This is a genomic window from Hydrogenophaga palleronii, from assembly GCF_031457455.1.
Classification (GTDB): domain Bacteria; phylum Pseudomonadota; class Gammaproteobacteria; order Burkholderiales; family Burkholderiaceae_C; genus Hydrogenophaga; species Hydrogenophaga palleronii_A.
Genome location: NZ_JAVDWU010000008.1, coordinates 159,315 through 177,677, shown reverse-complemented (window position 1 = coordinate 177,677; position 18,363 = coordinate 159,315). Strand labels below are relative to the sequence as shown.

Here is an 18,363-nt window from a genome sequence, read left to right as displayed (position 1 = left end):
CACAAGTCAATCGGACAGCTCAGACCACCCTGTCAGATCATGCGAAGCGTCGCTTCCTCCTGGCAGAAGGCACGCCGATCAGGCCATCATGGCCGCCACAATGGCTCCGCTGTACCGGCTGGCCACCTCGCGCAGAAAACGGGGAAAGTCCACATGCGCCGCGTCGTCGGCCCGATCAGAGACGGTGCGCACAACCGCCAGCGGCACACCAAAGTCGTGGCACACCTGCGCAAAGGCTGCGCCTTCCATTTCCACTGCGAGCGCATCGGGCAGTTCGCGCTGCAGGGTCTGGCTCTCGGCCGTGGTGGACACAAAACGGTCGCCACTGACAAGCAGGCCCTGGTGCAGGCGCGGTGCCTGCAGCCCAAAGGCGTTCACTGTGGCGACATCCAGCTGTGCAGGCAACGCATGCAGCATGCGTTCGCAGGCCAGTTCCAGGGCGTCGGTGAGCAGGCTGTCGGCATCGAACCGGCTGCGGGCGTAGCCCGGTACCTCGTGCCGTGGGAAGATGGGCGAGGCGTCCATGTCGTGCTGCAGGAAGCTGCGCGCCAGCACCACATCACCCACGTTCACACCAACGCCCAGTCCACCGGCCACCCCCGTGAAAACGATGCGCTTCACCCTAAAGCGTTCGATGAGCAGCGTGGCCGTGGTGGCAGCAGCCACTTTGCCAATGCCGGAGAGCACCGCCACCACGTCTTGCCCATGCAGGTGCCCCACCCAGAAATCGCGTCCACCCACGGTTTGCTTGTGTTCATCCGGCATCAGCGCCAGCACGCTGGCCAGTTCGTCATGCAAGGCCGAGACAATGGCAGTGCGGGTCATGTGGTCACTCCGGAAAAACAAAGGCGGCCGAAGCCGCCCTGGATTGTGTCGCAGTCGCGCGGCATCACTTCTTGTCGCGCAACTCTCTTCTGAGTATCTTGCCCACCGGCGTCTTGGGCAGTTCGGTGCGGAACTCCACCACCTTGGGCTGTTTGTAGCCGGTGAGGTTGGTCTTGCAGTAGTTGCGAACCTGTTCTTCGGTCAGGGTCGGGTCCTTCTTGACAATGACCAGCTTGACAGCCTCACCCGACTTGTCGTCGGGCACGCCGACCACCGCGCACTCCATCACGCCGTCGAGCTTTGCCACCACATCCTCGACTTCGTTCGGGTAGACGTTGAAGCCGCTGACCAGCACCATGTCCTTCTTGCGGTCGACAATTTTGAAGTAGCCGCGTTCGTCCATCACGCCGATGTCACCGGTCTTGAAGTAGCCGTCGGCGGTCATGACCTTGGCGGTCTCGTCCGGGCGCTGCCAGTAGCCGGCCATCACTTGCGGGCCCTTGATGGCGATCTCACCAGGCTGGCCCAGCGGCACTTCGTTGCCATCGTCGTCCAGGCACTTCATCCAGGTGTTGGGCAACGGCACGCCGATGGTGCCGCTGTATTCGGTGCTGGTGGTGGGGTTGCAACTGGCCGAGGGGCTGGTCTCCGACAGGCCATAACCCTCGCAAATCGGGCAGCCGGTTTTCTCGAGCCAGAGCTTGGCCACCGCGCCCTGCACCGCCATGCCGCCACCGACCGAGACCTTGAGGTTGCTCCAGTTCACGGTGGCGAAATCCGGATGATTGGCCAGGCCATTGAACAAGGTGTTGACGGCCGGAAAGCTGTGGAACGTGTGCTTGCTGAGTTCCTTGAGCACCGCCGGCAGGTCGCGCGGGTTGGGGATGAGGATGGTCTTGCCGCCGGTGCGCATGGACAGCATCATGTTCACCGTGAAGGCGAAGATGTGGTAGAGCGGCAGCGCGCACACGCTGGTGGGCTGCTCGCTCGATGGCACCTTGCGCATCACCGGATCGTTCCAGGCTTCGGACTGCAGCACGTTGGCAATCACGTTGCGATGCAGCAGCACCGCGCCCTTGCTCACACCGGTGGTGCCACCGGTGTACTGAAGCACAGCCACGTCGTCGGGCTTGATCTCGGGGCGCTTGAAGCTGCCCCGTGTGCCACGGGCCACGGCCTCATTGAAGCGCACGGCTTGCGGCAGGCTGAAGGTGGGCACCATCTTCTTAACGTTGCGCACCACGTAGTTGACGATGGCGCCCTTGAGCAGGCCCAGCATGTCGCCCATGGCGGCCAGCACCACGTGTTTGACCGGGGTATTGGCGATGCATTGCTGCAGTGTGTGGGCGAAGTTCTCGATGATGACGATGGCCTTGGCACCAGAATCCTTGAGCTGGTGCTCCAGTTCACGCGCGGTGTACAGCGGGTTGACGTTGACCACCACGAAGCCGGCCCGAAGGATGCCCGCGACCGCAACCGGGTACTGGGGCACGTTGGGCATCATGATCGCCACACGGTCGCCCTTGACCAGACCCAGCCCTTGAAGATAGGCGGCAAAGGCCTGTGAGAGGCTGTCGGTCTGGGCGAAGGTCACGTCCTTGCCCATGAAACTGTAGGCAGTGCGCGAAGCGTTCTTCTGAAAGCTCTCCTCCATCAGGTGCACCAGTGACGGGTATTGCGCCACGTCGATGTCGGCGGGAACACCCTCAGGATAGACACCCAGCCAGGGGCGTGCAGCAGAGGCCTGCGTCGAATCAGTCATTAAAAAGTCTCCAGGAACGATGTTGTTGTGCAGCACGCATTCTCACGTTGCCACTCACAAGCCGCGCGCGTGTTTTCCCTGACGGGATTCTGACACAAGCCCCGAAATGGCCTTTTTCAACTCGCTATCGCTATCAAATCTGATTCGCGTCAGCGCTGGCCAGAAAAGGTGTGTTCAATCGGCGCCGGAAGCGTCCAGATATTCATTGATGGCCAAGCAGGTACGTCGGATATCGGCGCCAAAGCGGGCGACTTCTTCCGGGTCGCGTGCGCCCGATCGAAGGTGGGCTTCCAGCAGGTTGGCCGCCTCGGCAACCGCCACCAGGGCCAGTGCTGCGGCGCTGCCATGCGTCTTGTGCACCATCAGGATGAGGTCTTCGTTCCCCAGTGTGCCGACACGCTGCACCTCGTCTTCATGCTCCTTCACAAAGCGATGAAGGTGGTGACGGTATTGCTCTGCATCCTGCCACAGCGCCAGGCCCGCATCGATGTCCACCAACAACGGTGCGCGGGTAGACGCCGCTGGTGACCGGGCAGGCGAGCCGTCGGCGGCTCGCCCATCACCCCCGGCAACGCCCCTGACCAGTTGGAGCAGCAGACGGACCAGGCCGCTGACATCAAACGGCTTGGTGACCACAGCGTCCATACCGGCACGCAGCGCAGCCACACGCTGTTCGTTGAAGGCACTGGCCGTCAATGCCACGATGGGCAGGCGTTCATATCCTGGCAGTTGGCGAATCTGCGCTGTCGTCTGTATACCGTCCATGCCCGGCATTTGCAGATCCATCAGCACGATGTCGCACACACTCGAACCGCTCTCCAGCACCTTCACCGCGGCCTGTCCGTCGTTGGCTGTGATAGCGGTAGCCCCGTGGCTGGCCAGTATGCTGGTGGCCAGTTCCCGGTTGATTTCGTTGTCATCCACCACCAACACGCGCATGCCTTGAAGGGAAGTCAACTCGTTCATGCCCCTGGATTCCTTGCTCAATGAGCGGCCGCCACTCTTGGGCAGACACGTTTCGATCCGGGAGAGGTCCATGCCCTGCACGAAAGCAAGCGTTCGCCCCTGCTCAACATCCTCACGGGGATAGAGTTCGCCGGACACCAGCAGCAGGAAGCGATGCTCGCGCAATGCCAGCGCCTGAAGGCGAAAGCTCGTCGCAACCCGACGACCGTCTTCGGTTTCGCACCACGACTGCCATTCGGAAAAGCGCCCCGGCTGCCAGCGGGAATGGTCGGGGTCCGACCACTCGCGCCAGAGGGCGTCATCGATGTCCTGAAGGCGCTCCTGCAACACCTGCTGGCGGTCACGGCCACGCCATGCGCAGGCCGCATCGTTCGCAAACACCACCTGCCCTGACTCGTCCGCAACCATGATCACCGACGCATGGCCGCCGATCCATCCCAGGAGCAACTCCGTTACCAGATCGGATGTCGCTTCTCTACTGGGTTGTTCGTCCCGAGGTATCACAGTGCCTCGCGTCTTGCGATGATAGGACTTTCAGTTTACATCAGGTTACAGCCGGCCACCATACTGGTTTTCCCAGTGCAGACGGCTTTATTGCACGAAGCATGTACGGCACTCGTAGCTTCGGGACGGACAAGTTCTAAACCGCTTGCGTGCTGTCGAGGGCCTGAACCTCGTCGATGACCTCGTCGAGGTGATGAGACACCTTGTGCACCGCACCGTCCATGTCACGTGCGCCGTCCAGGCAGGCTCGTTCCAACACCGCGGCGGCCTCCTGCAGCGCATGCATGCCCAGCGTTCCGGCAACGCCCTTGAGGTCGTGCGCGGCGCGCATCGCGGCATCAGCGTCGCCTGCCGCGCGTGCGGCCTGAAAACGCTGGACGAAGTCGGTCTCGCGCGCGCAGAACATGCCCAGCATGCGGCGGTACAACACGCCGTTGCCGCCCGCATTGGCCACCCCGCAACGGGTGTCGATGCCGTTGCGCGCCAGACCGGTGCCTGCGGGTGCGCTGGCGTCCCCCGCAGCGGCGACCTGGGTTGGCGTCACCCATCTGGCCAGCGTATCGAACATGGCATCGACGACGATTGGTTTGGCGATATGGTCGTTCATGCCCGCTGCCAGCACGGCTTCGCGGTCGCCTGCCATCGCGTTGGCGGTCATCGCGATCACCGGCAGCGCCTGCAGTGCAGGTTGTCGGCGCAACGCCCGGGTCGCCTCGAAGCCGTCCATCACGGGCATCTGGCAGTCCATCAGCACGGCATCGAAACGCTCGCGCGCCAGCACGTCGAGTGCCTCCTTCCCGTTGCCGGCCACCCGCACAACGATACCGGCACGGCTGAGCAGGTCGACGGCAAGCTCCTGATTGATCGCGTTGTCCTCGACCAGCAATACATGCACTCCGGCCAGCGCTTGGCGATGCGCCAGCCGGGCCGCGGCGCGCCGCCCGCGGCGGGCCGGCGCCGGGGGGGCGTGTCCGAGCGCCGCGGCGCAGGCATCGAGCAGCGTCGAAGGTGTGGCCGGCTTGGCCAGCAGCGCGCCGACCCGCAACTCCCGCTCGGCCAGGCGCTGGCGCAGTGCGTCGCGGCCGAATGCCGTTGCCATCAGCACCACCGGTGCCGGGTGACGCAGGTCCGGGCGCGCGGCCAGCGCCTGCGCGCAGGCCACCCCGTCCATGCCGGGCATCCTCCAGTCCAGCAGCAGCAGTTGGTAGGGCGCGTCGTCGGTGTCGGCCTGCGCCACTCGCGCCAGCGCCTCTTCGCCGCTGGCAACGGCATCGGCTTGCAGGCCCAGTGCCTGGCACATCGCGACGAGCACCTCGCGCGCGGCGGCGTTGTCGTCCACCACAAGAACACGCGTGCCATGCAGCGCCCCGCCGCTCAAGCGCGGCGGTGGTTGTGCCGCTTCGGCCTGCAACCCGAAGCGCAGTTCGAAGTGAAAGCGGCTGCCGCGGCCCGGCACACTCTCAACCGCGAGTTCGCCGCCCATCAGGTGCACCAAATGCTGGCTGATCGCCAGCCCCAGTCCGGTGCCGCCGTAGCGTCGGCTGGTCGAAGCGTCCGCCTGCATGAAAGGCTGGAACAGGCGCCGCTGCTGTTCCGGGCTCATGCCGATGCCGGTGTCGCGCACCTCGAACCGCAGCAGGACCGAAGCGCTGTCCTGGTGCGCCACCTGCACGGAGAGAACGACAGCGCCGACTTCGGTGAACTTGATGGCGTTGTTGCCCAGGTTGAGCAGCACCTGCGCCAGGCGCGAGGGGTCTCCCACCAGCGCCGTCAGCAGGTGCGGCGTCAGGTCAAGCACCAGTTCCAGGCCCTTCTCCTCGGCCTTCATGCCCAGCACGTTGACCACGTTGTCCATGGTGTCGCCCAGACCGAACGGGATGGACTCGATGTCGAGCTTGCCGGCTTCGATCTTCGAGAAGTCCAGAATGTCGTTGATGATGACCAACAGCGATTCGGCCGCGTCGTGGGCCTTCTGGACGTAATTGTGCTGCTGTGGATCGAGGCCGCTTTCCAGCGCCAGGTGCGACATGCCGAGGATGGCGTTCATGGGCGTGCGTATCTCGTGGCTCATGTTGGCCAGGAAGCTGCTCTTGGCCGCATTGGCCAGCTCGGCCGCGCGCTTGGCTTGCTGGGCCTCCTGATTGGCGAGTTCGGCCGCGCTCCTGGCCTGCTCGGCTTGCGTGTAGGAGGCTTCCAGGTTGGCGATCGTCTGCGCCAATCGCTCCGTCATCGTGTTGAAGCTGGCTGCCAGCATGCCGGTCTCGTCGGTGGCTTCGGTGCGCGCGCGCGCCGCGAGGTCTCCACCCGCGATCTGGCCGGCCACGAGGGTCAGGCGCTGGATCGGTCCGACGATGCTGCGCCGCAGCAGGTACGCCATGGCCACGCCGAATGCCAGGGCCAACAGCCCGCCGACCACCGTCCGGGCGCGCGAACGGACCAGGCTCTCGCGTGCCCGCGCCAGGTCGGCCTGCAGTTGCGCCTGCTGCCGGGCCGTGATTTGCTGCAGCAGATCGAGCAGGGCTCTGGCCTGCGGCACGACCTGCGTGCGATACAGGTACAGGTCTTCGTAGGCACGCTCGCCGTCGAGGATGGAGCGGATCTGCAAGGTCAGGTCGATCAGCTCGGTGCGTGCCGCCGCGATGCTGTCCAGGTGCTCGCGCTGCCGCGCTGTCATCCAGGGGCGGCGCGCGGTGAGCGCGTCCCATGCGGCGGCGTTGGTGACCAGTTGCGCGCCGTAGGTCAGCCTGAAGTTGCCTTCTCCCGAGGCACCGAAGGCCATGACGTTGGTGGCCAGCGTGTCGATCGAAACCCGGAAATCGAGCATCGCGGCCAGGGTCTTGCGGTGTACCTCGGCCCCGCCGCGCGCCTGCTGCAGCCGGATCATTGCGTCGGACTCGACCAGTGCGCGAACGCGCCGCGCCTGAACGTCGATGCGAGACAGGCGCAGCGCCGGACGATTGCGCAGCGTGTCCTCGTGCAATTCGAACAGCTGCGGCGGCAGGCGCTTCCAGCGCTGGTAGCCCTCGGTCAGGTCCTGCACGTGCTTGCGATCGTCTTCGTGCCAGCCGGCGGCCAGTGCCTGCAGCGCTGCCAGCGCCTTCTCGAACGCCCGGCCTGCCGCCCCGTATTGCTCGATGTCTTGCGCATCGGAGAGCACCAGGTAACCACGCAGATGAAGCTGCATCCCGAGCAGCGCCTCTTGCGCCTGAGCCGAAGCCAGCGCGGCGGGGGCGCTCACGGTCTCGCTCACCGCGATGTCCCGCGTCGCGTCGCGGCCAGCGACGAAGGCGAGCGCCACGACGAGCAGCGTCAGGCAGACAAGTATCCCGAATCCGAGGGTCAGCTTGGTGCCGATGCCGAGCGGCGCGGCCTGCAGGATTCGACGCAGACGCACGTTCAGAAGCCGAGCGACGTTCGGTATGCCTCGCGCTGCCGCTCGCGTCCGAGCCGGATCGTGATCTCTTCGAAGTCGACGGCGGCGGCCTCAAGCGCTGCGGCCGGGTTCAGTTGCCCGCTCGCCGCGCCCACGAGATGCAGGTCGAGCGCCAGCCAGTAGCTGTACGCGCCCGGTATGCGCAGGTAGGGAAACTGCTGCTTGTCACTGAAGCTGCGCTGGAACGCGCCCAGGTAGTCGCGCACATCGGCCTCGTCCCAGCCTGCGCGCAGGTACGGCTCCAGGGAGCCCGTGCCTTCCGGGGGCAGGAAGTGAAACCTGCGCCCCGGGTCGACGCCGTCCCAGCCGCGCACCGCGTACACCGCCGACTTCTCCTTCGCTGCCAGCAGAGCCAGCAGGAAGTAGGTGGCTTCTGGCGCCTTCGAGTACCTGGAGATCACGCCGGCCCACGAGGCGCCTGTCGTGTTGCCGACGCGGTTGACGGCTTCGGTCTTGACCCACTTGCGCTGGGCGATGTCGTAGTACTCGTGCGTGCCGGGCACCGGCGCGGCGCCGGTCTTGCCCTTCACTTGGCTGCCCGGCTGTTGCGCGAGCGCACCCAGATCGCCCCAGGTCAGCGCGAAGGCCGCGCGGCCTGCCAGAAAGTGGTCCCAGCCGCGCCCATGGTTCCAGGTCAGCATCTCGCGCGGGCCGAACTTCACCAGTTCGACGAACAGTTCCAGGGCGCGCAGATGGCCGGGACTCTTGATCAGCGGCTCCATCGTCTGCGGGTCGAACCAGTACAGCTTCGAATTGGTGGGACCGACCACGAACGAGGCCGACAAGGTCATGTAGTTGAACATGCCCTGGCTGCCCGGCTGCAGTGCCAGCACGATGCCGTGATCCGGCGCGCCGTCGCCGTTCAGGTCCTGCCCGTTGAAATACTCGACCGCATCCCGGAACTGGGCCCAGGTCTGCGGCACCGCCAGTGCGTAACCGTACTTCTGCTGGAACGCCGCCTGGTGCTGCGGGGCGTTCAGGAGGTCGCGCCGGTAGTACATCACCTGGCCGTCATGATCGTAGGCGACCATGTACTTCTTGCCGCCGTAGGACAGCAGGTTGCGCGGCCCGGGCAGCACGTCATCGATGTTCCACTTCGGGAATCGCGGGTCGTCGTAGAACGTGTCGTAGGACAGCAAGTGCCCGCCGGCCACCATGTCGCCGAGCCACCATCCGCCTGCGATCGATGCGTCGAACTTGCCGGTGCGGTTGGTCATGTCGGAGATGATCGTCGGGTAGTGCTCCACGCCCGGCAGGCGCACGATCTCCAGCTGTGCGCCAGTGGCCGCCTCGTACTCATCCTTGACTTCGAGCAGCGCCACGCTGATAGCGCTCCTGGTGGCGATGACCGTCACCTTCTGACCCGGAAACGGGCACTTGCCCGGCGCGCACGCCGGCAGCAGTCGCGGGGCGGGGACGTCGCTGGGCTGGACGACGGTGACGGTGGTGCTCTCCGGCCTGGGTGGCGCCGTGGCCGCAGGGCCGTCGGCTGCCGATGCCAGCGGCATCCATCCGACCACCAAGGCCAAGCATGCACACGCAACGCTGCTTCGCATCATCTTGTTCTCCATCGTCGCCATGCTGGGTCAGAAGGAGTGGCCCGTCCGCTGCATGGCTGATACGAAACGAGGCACGGATAGGAAACCCAACCGCATGCGCGCAAGTATGGCACGACGGATAGAAGACGGATAGAAAATTGAACCGCATGAGGACAACTATTGCACGGGTTCTGGCCCGGCTTTGTTGCACAAGTCAGAACGGGATGACCCCAACCCCAGATCCCCCATGGCGGGCAGGAACGGAGCGGAAGCTGAATTTGATGCCCCAGGCGGAGCGGAGTACAGTAGATCGCCACCTGCCTGATCGGACATCCTGCGCAAGAAGCTTGCATCCATCGAGATCTGCAAATGATCGAAAAACTGACCCGCATCCAGGTTCTCTGTGTCGACGACCACCCGATCGTGCGGCAGGGTATTGAGATGCTGCTGTCTGCGGAGTCGGACATGGCCCTCGTGGCCGAAGCGGCCAACGGTCGCGAGGCGATCCAGCAGTTCCGCGCGCACCGCCCCGACATCACGCTCATGGATTTGCAGATGCCCGGGATGGGCGGGCTCGACGCCATCGGCGCCATCAGGGCCGAGTTCGCCGACGCGCGAATCATCGTGCTGACCACCTATGCAGACGACGCACAGGCGCAGCGCGCCATGCAGGCCGGCGCACGCGGCTACCTGCTCAAGAGCGCCTTGCACAAGGAACTGCTGGACGCCATACGCGCCGTGCACGCCGGCCGCAAGGTGCTTCCCTCGGAAGTGTCGTTCGACCTGGCCTTACAGGTCGCAGACGAGGGGCTCACGCCAGCAGAGATCGGCGTCCTGCGATTCATCGCGCAGGGCAACGCTTACAAGCAGATCGCGCAAGCGGTCGGGCTCAGCGAAGAGACCGTTGAAAGCCAGGTGCGAAACATCCTGTCGAAGCTGGATGCCCAGGATCGTGAGCAGGCCGAGGTGACCGAACTCCATCGGGGCATGGTCCAGACCGAGCGTGAGGCCAGGCACGCCGCCGAAGCGGCCAACCGCGCGAAGAGCGAGTTCCTCGCCAGCATGAGCCACGAGTTGCGCACGCCGCTGAATGCCGTGCTCGGCTACGCGCAGTTGCTGACCATGGAGGGTGACTTGAGCGCGCAGCAAACGCGCCGCCTGGACGTCATTCACCAGAGTGGGGAGCACCTCCTGGCGCTGATCAACGACATCCTTGACCTGGCACGCATCGAGGCAGGCCACACGGAACTGAACCCGGAGCCGGTGAACCTGGCGAACGCCCTGCAGACAGTGGTGAACCTGATGCAGGTCAAGGCCCAAGAGAAACGCCTGGCATTCGTATTCGATGCCGGGACAGACTTGCCGCAAGCGGTGCTGGCCGACGCGCGCCGGCTGCGGCAGGTGCTGCTGAACCTGATAGGCAACGCGATCAAATTCACCGACCAGGGCACGGTCACATTGCGTGCCCATGCCGAGCCGAAAGGCGCGACACAGGTGCTGCTGCATCTGGACGTCGAGGACACCGGCGTTGGCATGCACCCCGACGACCTGAAACGCATCTTCGAGCCCTTCGAGCAGGTGGGTAATTTGCAGCGCCGCAGCGGCGGCACCGGGCTGGGCCTCGCGATCACTCGCGCGCTGGTGAACGACATGGGCGGACAGGTGCAGGTGAGCAGCGAGTTCGGCCGCGGCACCCGGTTCCGCGTGGTGCTGCCGTTGCACGTGGTACAGCCAGAAGCGACCGGTCTCGACCATGGTGCTGATCTTTGAGTCGGCGCCGCCCGCCAGAGGGCAGAGAGGCACCCAATATATGAAGACGTGGCGCCGCAACGCCGTTGCACTGTTCTCCGCTCTTGCCGCGCTGGCGACTTGCGGCTTGGCTCGCGCGCAAGACATCCCCATCATCGAGGTTGCCCTCGTCGCGGGCGCGCCGATCCAGTTTCACCCGCTGCCGGCGCCCTCCCCGCCTCTGGGGGTTCGGCGCGTGGTGCAGGACCGGCTCGGGTTCCTCTGGCTGAGCGCCGCAGACGGAATGCGCCGCTACGACGGCTACGGTTTCGTGAAGGTGCCGGAGGGGCACAGCGCGGACAGCATCGGCCTGCTCATCGGCCAATCGCTCATGACCGACCGCGCGGGTCAGCTGTGGATCGGCGCCGACGACTCGCTCAATCGCTACGACCCTGCGACCGGCAGCTTCAAACAGTACCAGTCGCCCGACTTGGCCTGCGGCACCGTCGCGGTCGCCCACGACATCGTCGAGGATCAAGATGGGGTGATCTGGCTCGCGACCGACGACGGTCTGACCGCCCTGGATCCGGCCACGTCGAAAACGACCTGTCATCGGCCGCGCTACACGCCCTCCGTTGGCGAGACACGCGTCATCGCAACGATTCCCATCGACGACGGCACGCTGTGGGTCACCAGCAGCGAGGGTCTCTACACGCTCGATCGGCGTTCGGGCAAGGTCACCGCCCACAACAAGCTCGTGTCAGGTTCCGGGCAGAAGTTCGTCAGCACAGGCTTTCCGTCGAGACCGTTTCAGGACAGCCGCGGCGCGCTGTGGATCGGCCTGTCCTCCGGAGGCGACCTGGCCTCGGTCGACACCGCCAGCGGCGCCGTCACGGTCTATGCGTTCCGCAATGGCGGACTGACGCCGAACGCATCCTCCGGCGTTGTGTCGATTCAAGAGGACAACGACGGGGCGCTCTGGCTCGGCACCAACAAGCTCGGCCTCGTGAAACTGACGCCGGACCGCAAGCAGGCGCTCTGGTATCAGAGCGACCCCGACGATCCCGACGGCTTGCGTGGCGACCTGATCGTCGGCCTGTTCAAGGACCGCGACGGCAGCTTCTGGTCGACGACGAGGGCGGGAGCCGTCTACCGCTTCGAATCCGAGCGTACCGGCTTCCGCTCGTACCGCCATCAGCCGGCCAACCCGCACAGCCTCGGCAAGGGCGCGGTGACCGCGGTGTACACGGAAGATGTCGACACGCTGTGGATCGGCACCGATCGCGCCTTGAACCGTGTCGACCGCACGACAGATCAGGTCACGCAGATCGACCAGCCGGTCTTCGCGCGGGGTGTCAGCGGGATCACCAAGGACAGCGCCGGTCATTTGTGGGTCGGCACGCACGGCAATGGTCTCGTGCGCTTCGATCCGCGTTCGGGTGAGTACACGCTGTACACCCACGATGCATCCGATCCGCGCTCACTGAACCACAACCGGGTTTCGGCAGTACGGGTCGATCGCAGCGGGAGCCTGTGGATCGCGACGGATTTCGGCCTGAGCCGCTGGGAACCGGCGACGCAGGACTTCTCGACCTTCAGGCCGCAAGCGAAGGGTCTGGTCCAGTACCGATCGATCGCGGAGGACGCGAACGGTGCACTGTGGCTGGCGACGCAGTCAAAGGGCGTGCAGCGTTTCGACCCAGGCACGGGTGAATTCAAGCTCTTTGATGCCGAGCTTCGCGACGCGTTTCCGCGCGGTCACAACCGTGTCAATTCGGCTCACGTCGACCGCGCGGGGACGGTGTGGGCCGCGACGTTCCGCGGGCTGGGCAGGCTCGATCCCCGCGACGGAACCTTCAAGTCGTATGACTCGCGCTCTGGCCTCCCCGCCGATACCGTCCTCGGCATCCTGGAAGAAGATGACGGACACCTGTGGCTCAGCACCCAGAACGGGCTGTCGCGCTTCGATCCACGCACCGAGGCTTTCACCAACTATCACGCGTCGGATGGGCTGTTGACCGATCAGTTCGCTTCGCCCGTGGTTGCGGCCAAAAGCGCCAGCGGAGAGATGTTCTTCGGCTCGCAGAAGGGGTTGGTGGCGTTCCTCCCCGGGCAGGTCGTCGAGCGCGAGCGCGCTCTGCCGGTGTTCCTGACCGACTTCCGCCTGTTCGGCGAGCCGGTGCTGCCGGGAAGCGCGCCGCTGGAGCAGCCCATCTGGTCCGCGGCTTCGCTGGAGCTGGAATCGCGCAGCATCGTGTCTTTCGACTTCGCCGCCTTGAACTATGTCGATCCAGTGCGGACTCGCTATCGGTATCGGCTCGAAGGGCTCGAAGAGAAATGGAACGAGACCAACAGCGCCCGGCGCAGCGCGACGTACACGACGCTGCAGCCGGGCGACTACACGTTTCGGGTCCAGGCTCGCGGCGCCCGCGGCGACTGGAGCGACAGCGCGCTCAAGATCCGCGTTCCGCCGCCGTGGTACGCGACGTGGTATTTCCGGACCTTGGTCGCCGCATTGCTGATCACGGCACTCTGGCTCGCCTACCGCTTGCGCGTGCGCCAGTTGCACCGCCGATTCGAGATCGCACTGTATGCACGGCTCGGCGAGCGCTCGCGCATCGCGCGCGACCTGCACGACACCTTGCTGCAGACGTACCAGGCGTCGCTGCTCTGGTTCCGTACGGGCATCGACGCCCTGCCGGAGCAGCCGCTCGAAGCCAAACGGCGGCTCGAGCTCGCTCTGGACCGTGCAGAGGCCGCGATTGTCGAAGGGCGCGACGCCGTGCAGGGCCTGCGCGCCTCGACCATCGAGGTCAACGACCTCGCCGAGGCGATCGCTGCGATCGGCGCCGGCTTGACCAAAGCCCACGCGACGGCCGACGCGCCCGTCGTCGACGTCGCGGTCGACGGAGCGTCGCGCCACTTGAACCCGCTCGCGCGAGAGGAAGCGTGCCGCATCGCAGGCGAGGCGCTGCGCAACAGCTTCCACCACGCCGGTGCACGGCACATCTCCGTCACCCTCCAGTACGGTGCTCGGCAGTTCCGGCTGACGGTCGCAGACGATGGCAAAGGCATCGAAGCGGCGACGCTCCAGGGGCAGCAACCAGCCAGCCACTTTGGGTTGCCAGGCATGCGCGAGCGCGCCGCCATCATCGGTGGGCAGCTGGACGTCCGCAGTGCAATCGGGCGCGGCACCGAGGTGGAACTCCGGGTGCCTGCCCTGAAGGCCTACGAAGCGGCCGCGCGCGCCAGGCACTGGTGGGATGCATTTCAGCGCACGCCCTCGGAGAACGCAGACCGGTAAGGCATGAGCGCCGCGCCGGGCCGTTCCCAAGCAAGCTCGCACCGCAGCCCGCAGGGCGAAGGTACTCCAGTGAGTCCCTGAGCGTTCGTCCGTGCCAGAGCTGCAGCTGAACAGACGCGACGCGCAAGCGGGCGGAATCAGGCTTTGCCCACGGCTTGGAAGTTCTGGAACGCTCCGGGTACACAAGCCGCGAACACCAAAAAGGGGCCAAACGGCCCCTTTTTCTGGTTGCTCGGAGACTCAGCCCCGCAGCGCCGCCAGCACCTCGTCCAGCATCTTCTTGGCGTCGCCGAAGAGCATGCGGTTGTTGTCCTTGTAGAACAGCGGGTTGTCCACGCCGGCGTAACCGCTGGCCATGGAACGCTTCATGACGATGCTGATGCGCGCCTTCCAGACCTCCAGCACCGGCATGCCTGCGATCGGACTGGAGGGGTCGTCCTGCGCGGCCGGGTTGACGATGTCGTTGGCGCCGATGACGATGGCCACATCGGTGTCGGGAAAGTCCTCGTTGAGCTCGTCCATTTCGAACACGATGTCGTAAGGCACCTTGGCTTCGGCCAGCAGCACGTTCATGTGGCCGGGCATGCGACCAGCCACCGGGTGGATGCCGAAGCGCACGTTGACACCTTTCTCGCGCAGGGTGCGGGTGATCTCGAACACCGTGTGCTGGGCCTGCGCCACCGCCATGCCATAGCCCGGCACGATGATGACGTTCTTGGCATCACGCAGCATTTCCGCAGTCTCAGTGGCGCTCACCGGCACCACTTCGCCTTGCGGCTCGGCGGCCGCGCCATCGGCCTTGGCCGCGGGCTTGCCACCGCCGCTGCCGAATCCACCGGCGATCACGCTGATGAAGTTGCGGTTCATCGCGTTGCACATGATGTAGGACAGGATGGCACCGGAAGAGCCGACCAGTGCGCCGGTCACGATCAGCAGATCGTTGCTGAGCATGAAGCCGGTGGCCGCGGCGGCCCAGCCGGAGTAGCTGTTGAGCATGGACACCACCACTGGCATGTCGGCGCCACCGATGGCCATGACCATGTGCATGCCGAACAGGAGCGCGAGCACCGTCATGATGATCAGCGGCGTCATGCCGTCAGCCACGCTGTCGACGCGGATGAACTCGCGGCCGTACCAGATCACCACCAGCAGGGCAATCAGGTTGAGCCAGTGGCGCGCCGGCAGCAGCAGCGGCTTGCCGCCGATCTTGCCCGAGAGCTTGCCGAAGGCGATCAGCGAGCCGGAGAAGGTGATGGCCCCGATCAGAATGCCGATGTAGATCTCGACTTCGTGGATCACCTTCTCGGCACCCTCATAGGCGATCGAGGTGTCGACATAGCTGGCGAAACCGACCAGGCAGGCGGCCAGGCCCACCAGGCTGTGCATGAGCGCCACCAGTTCGGGCATCTGGGTCATCTTGACCACTTTGGCGGCATACAGACCGACGCTGCCGCCAATAACCAACGCCCCGATGATCCAGGGCAGGCCGGCCGCACTGACGCTCGGTCCGAAGATGGTGGCCAGCACGGCCAGTGCCATGCCGATGATGCCGAACAGGTTGCCGCGGCGCGAGGTTTCCGGATTGGACAGGCCACCCAGGCTCAGGATGAACAGTATGGCGGCGCCGAGATAGGCGACCGTGGTGAGACTTTGGGACATGATCGTCTTTCCTTGTTCTTGTCTCTTTACTTGCGGAACATGGCGAGCATGCGGCGGGTCACCGAGAAGCCACCGAACATGTTGATGGCGGTCAGCGTGATGCCGACAAAAGCCAGCCAGTGAATCAACTCGGCCGGACGCCCGCCAGCGGAGGGATCAGGCGGCGCGATCTGGACCAGCGCACCGATGGCGATGATGCTGGAGATGGCGTTGGTCACGCTCATCAGCGGCGTGTGCAGCGCTGGGGTCACGTTCCACACCACCATGTAGCCGATGAAGCAGGCCAGCACGAACACCGTGAAGTGGCCCAGGAAGGCAGCCGGGGCATAGGCGCCAATGAACCAAAAAGCCAAGGCGCCCAGGCCAAAGATGACGGCCAGGTTCTTCGCGGGCAGCGGACCGGTGCTGCCATGACCGTGCCCACCCTTTTTCTCGACCACCGGGCCGGCGGGCTTGGCCGGCGGCTTGGCGGCCACCGGCAGGGGCGGCGCAGGCCAGGTGATCTCGCCGTCCTTGACCACGGTCAGTCCGCGGATCGCGTCGTCCGACATGTTGACGTTGATGACGCCGTCCTTGGTCTTGCACAGCTCTTCGGTCAGGCGGAACAGGTTGGTGCCGTACAGCGTGGACGACTGGCGCGCCATGCGCGAGGCCAGATCGGTGTAGCCAACGATGGTCACGCCGTGGCGCACCACGGCTTCACCCGGCACGGTCAGTTCGCAGTTGCCACCCTGCTCGGCGGCCATGTCGACGATCACGCTGCCGGGTTTCATGCTCTTGACCATCTCGGCGGTGATCAGCTTGGGCGCTGGTTTGCCCGGGATCAGCGCGGTGGTGATGATGATGTCCACCTCGCGCGCCTGCTGCGCGTACATCTCGCGCTGCGCGGCCTGGAAGCCCTCGCTCATGACCTTGGCGTAGCCGCCACCGCCCGAGCCTTCTTCCTCATAGTCCACCTTGACGAACTCGCCACCCAGCGAGACCACCTGGTCGGCCACTTCGGCCCGCGTGTCGTTGGCGCGCACGATGGCACCCAGGCTAGCGGCCGCGCCAATGGCGGCCAGGCCTGCCACGCCGGCACCGGCGATGAACACCTTGGCAGGAGGCACCTTGCCAGCGGCGGTGATCTGGCCGTTGAAGAAACGCCCAAAAGCGTTGGCAGCCTCGACCACGGCACGGTAGCCGCTGACACCGGCCATGGAGGTCAGCGCGTCCATCTTCTGTGCGCGGCTGAGTGTGCGCGGCAGTGCGTCAATCGACAGTGCCGTGACTTTTTTGGCTGCCAGTTGCTGCATCAGCTCCGGGTTCTGCGCCGGCCAGATGAAGCCGATCAACGTCTGGCCCTCGTGCATCAGCGCCACCTCTTCAGGCGTTGGCGGGCGCACCTTGAAGACGATGTCGCTGCTGTTCCAGAGCTCGGCGGTAGATCCGGCGATGCTGGCGCCGGCTTCCCGGTAGGCATCGTCAGACAGGTCGGCCAGATTGCCCGCTCCCGTCTCCACCACCACAGCAAAGCCCAGCTTGACCAGTTTGCTCACCACGTCGGGCACGGTGGCCACGCGTTTCTCGCCAGGGAATATCTCGCGCGGCACGCCAATGCGTTGCGGTGTGGGGGCGGCCGCGCTGGCTGCGGTGGTGTCGGTCGATGCGCCAGAAGTCATGGAAGTGTCCTTGAAGCAGGGATTTCAGAACGAGCGAGGAAATGGGGGGTGAGACGTCAAGCCGAGCGCAAAAGACAGCAGAGGTGTGCCGTCTGCGCGCACCGAAGGCACCGTCAGCAGGTGGTGCAGGACCATGCAGCATGCCCGCAGGGTGGATGGGCCTTGTCTTTCCTGGCCGTCTTTTGCGCGATGGCCGACCGGCTCTCGCTCGGCGTATTTACGGCAGGTTCGCTTGGCAGCATGTAAGGCTCCTCACTTGCATGGGTTGGTCAAGAATCCGCGCGAGCTTAACCCGAAAGCCGTGCCGGGGCGTAAGGGGCGCTTGCCGGACGCGACAGGCATCCACCCTTTCACCCCACAAGGTCTCTGAATGAAGCTGCGCTTCTCACTTCATCCATCGACGGAGAGCGGCGTTTCGGGAAAGGTCATGGTGCAGCGCCACATAATGCGCCCATGGATACCCGATGGAAACCCAGCGTGACGGTGGCCGCCGTCATCGAACGCAACGGCCGCTACCTGCTGATCGAAGAACACACGCCCGAAGGCCTGCGCCTGAACAACCCGGCGGGCCACCTGGATCCGGGCGAGAGCCCTGAACAGGGCGTGGCACGCGAGACGCTGGAGGAAACCGCCCACCCTTTCACCCCCACCGCCCTGGTGGGGGTGTACCTCTCGCGCTTCCAGCGGCCCGGCACGGGAGAAGACGTCACCTATCTGCGCTTCGCCTATTGCGGAGAGGTGGGTGAAGCCGTGCCGGGCCAGGCGCTGGACACCGGCATCGTGCGCACGCTGTGGATGACACCCGAGGAAGTGCGTGCCAGCACGGACAGGCACCGGAGTCCGCTGGTGTTGCGCTGCATCGAAGACCACCTGGCGGGCATTCGCCATTCCATGGATCTGGTCGTCACCGACCCTTCCGTGGGACGGCCACCGGCCTGAGACTGCGCGCCGCTTGGCTGCGTTCAGGCGGCTGGCTATCATGC

Annotated in this window: 10 protein-coding genes; 3 read left to right on the top strand and 7 right to left on the bottom strand. The window is 65.3% G+C overall.

Annotated elements, in window-relative coordinates; genetic code table 11:
• Positions 1-78 precede the first annotated feature (78 nt).
• From J2W49_RS18365 to J2W49_RS18345, 5 genes are all read right to left on the bottom strand, one after another.
• Positions 79-825 carry a 5'-methylthioadenosine/adenosylhomocysteine nucleosidase gene (locus tag J2W49_RS18365; protein ID WP_310319632.1) on the bottom strand — a complete coding sequence of 249 codons (747 nt, stop codon included), beginning with the start codon at positions 823-825 and terminating at the stop codon, positions 79-81.
• A 64-nt stretch (positions 826-889) separates the two neighbouring features.
• Positions 890-2,587, bottom strand: a complete 1,698-nt coding sequence (locus tag J2W49_RS18360) for a long-chain-fatty-acid--CoA ligase (RefSeq protein ID WP_310319629.1) — start codon at positions 2,585-2,587, stop codon at positions 890-892.
• Positions 2,588-2,761: 174 nt separating this feature from the next.
• Positions 2,762-3,961, bottom strand: coding sequence for a response regulator (locus tag J2W49_RS18355; RefSeq protein WP_310319626.1), 1,200 nt, complete (start codon positions 3,959-3,961; stop codon positions 2,762-2,764).
• Positions 3,962-4,193: 232 nt separating this feature from the next.
• The gene (locus J2W49_RS18350) at positions 4,194-7,451 is read right to left on the bottom strand and encodes a response regulator (protein ID WP_310319623.1); all 3,258 of its coding nucleotides are present in this window, start codon (positions 7,449-7,451) and stop codon (positions 4,194-4,196) included.
• Positions 7,452-7,453: 2 nt separating this feature from the next.
• Positions 7,454-9,070, bottom strand: coding sequence for an ABC transporter substrate-binding protein (locus J2W49_RS18345; protein WP_310319620.1), 1,617 nt, complete (start codon positions 9,068-9,070; stop codon positions 7,454-7,456).
• A 327-nt stretch (positions 9,071-9,397) separates the two neighbouring features.
• Between J2W49_RS18345 and J2W49_RS18340 the strand changes: the two genes are divergently transcribed.
• Together J2W49_RS18340 and J2W49_RS18335 are read left to right on the top strand one after the other, a co-directional pair.
• Positions 9,398-10,798 carry an ATP-binding response regulator gene (locus tag J2W49_RS18340; protein ID WP_310319617.1) on the top strand — a complete coding sequence of 467 codons (1,401 nt, stop codon included), beginning with the start codon at positions 9,398-9,400 and terminating at the stop codon, positions 10,796-10,798.
• Entirely contained in the window at positions 10,782-14,060 is a 3,279-nt protein-coding gene (locus tag J2W49_RS18335) for a sensor histidine kinase (RefSeq protein WP_310319612.1), read from the top strand. Before J2W49_RS18340 ends, J2W49_RS18335 begins: the two co-directional genes overlap by 17 nt.
• Before the next feature lie 240 nt (positions 14,061-14,300).
• Here the strand turns inward: J2W49_RS18335 and pntB are convergent, their stop codons facing one another.
• Both pntB and J2W49_RS18325 read right to left on the bottom strand, forming a co-directional pair.
• Positions 14,301-15,719, bottom strand: coding sequence for a Re/Si-specific NAD(P)(+) transhydrogenase subunit beta (gene pntB, locus J2W49_RS18330; protein ID WP_310319607.1), 1,419 nt, complete (start codon positions 15,717-15,719; stop codon positions 14,301-14,303).
• A gap of 26 nt (positions 15,720-15,745) precedes the next feature.
• A complete protein-coding gene (locus J2W49_RS18325; RefSeq protein WP_310319604.1) occupies positions 15,746-17,380 on the bottom strand; it encodes a Re/Si-specific NAD(P)(+) transhydrogenase subunit alpha in 1,635 nt (544 codons plus the stop codon).
• A gap of 453 nt (positions 17,381-17,833) precedes the next feature.
• On the opposite strand from J2W49_RS18325, the gene J2W49_RS18320 reads away from it, so the two are divergent.
• Positions 17,834-18,319 (top strand): NUDIX hydrolase, encoded by a 486-nt coding sequence (locus J2W49_RS18320; protein WP_310319601.1) that lies wholly within the window; start codon positions 17,834-17,836, stop codon positions 18,317-18,319.
• The last annotated feature ends 44 nt before the right edge of the window (positions 18,320-18,363 follow it).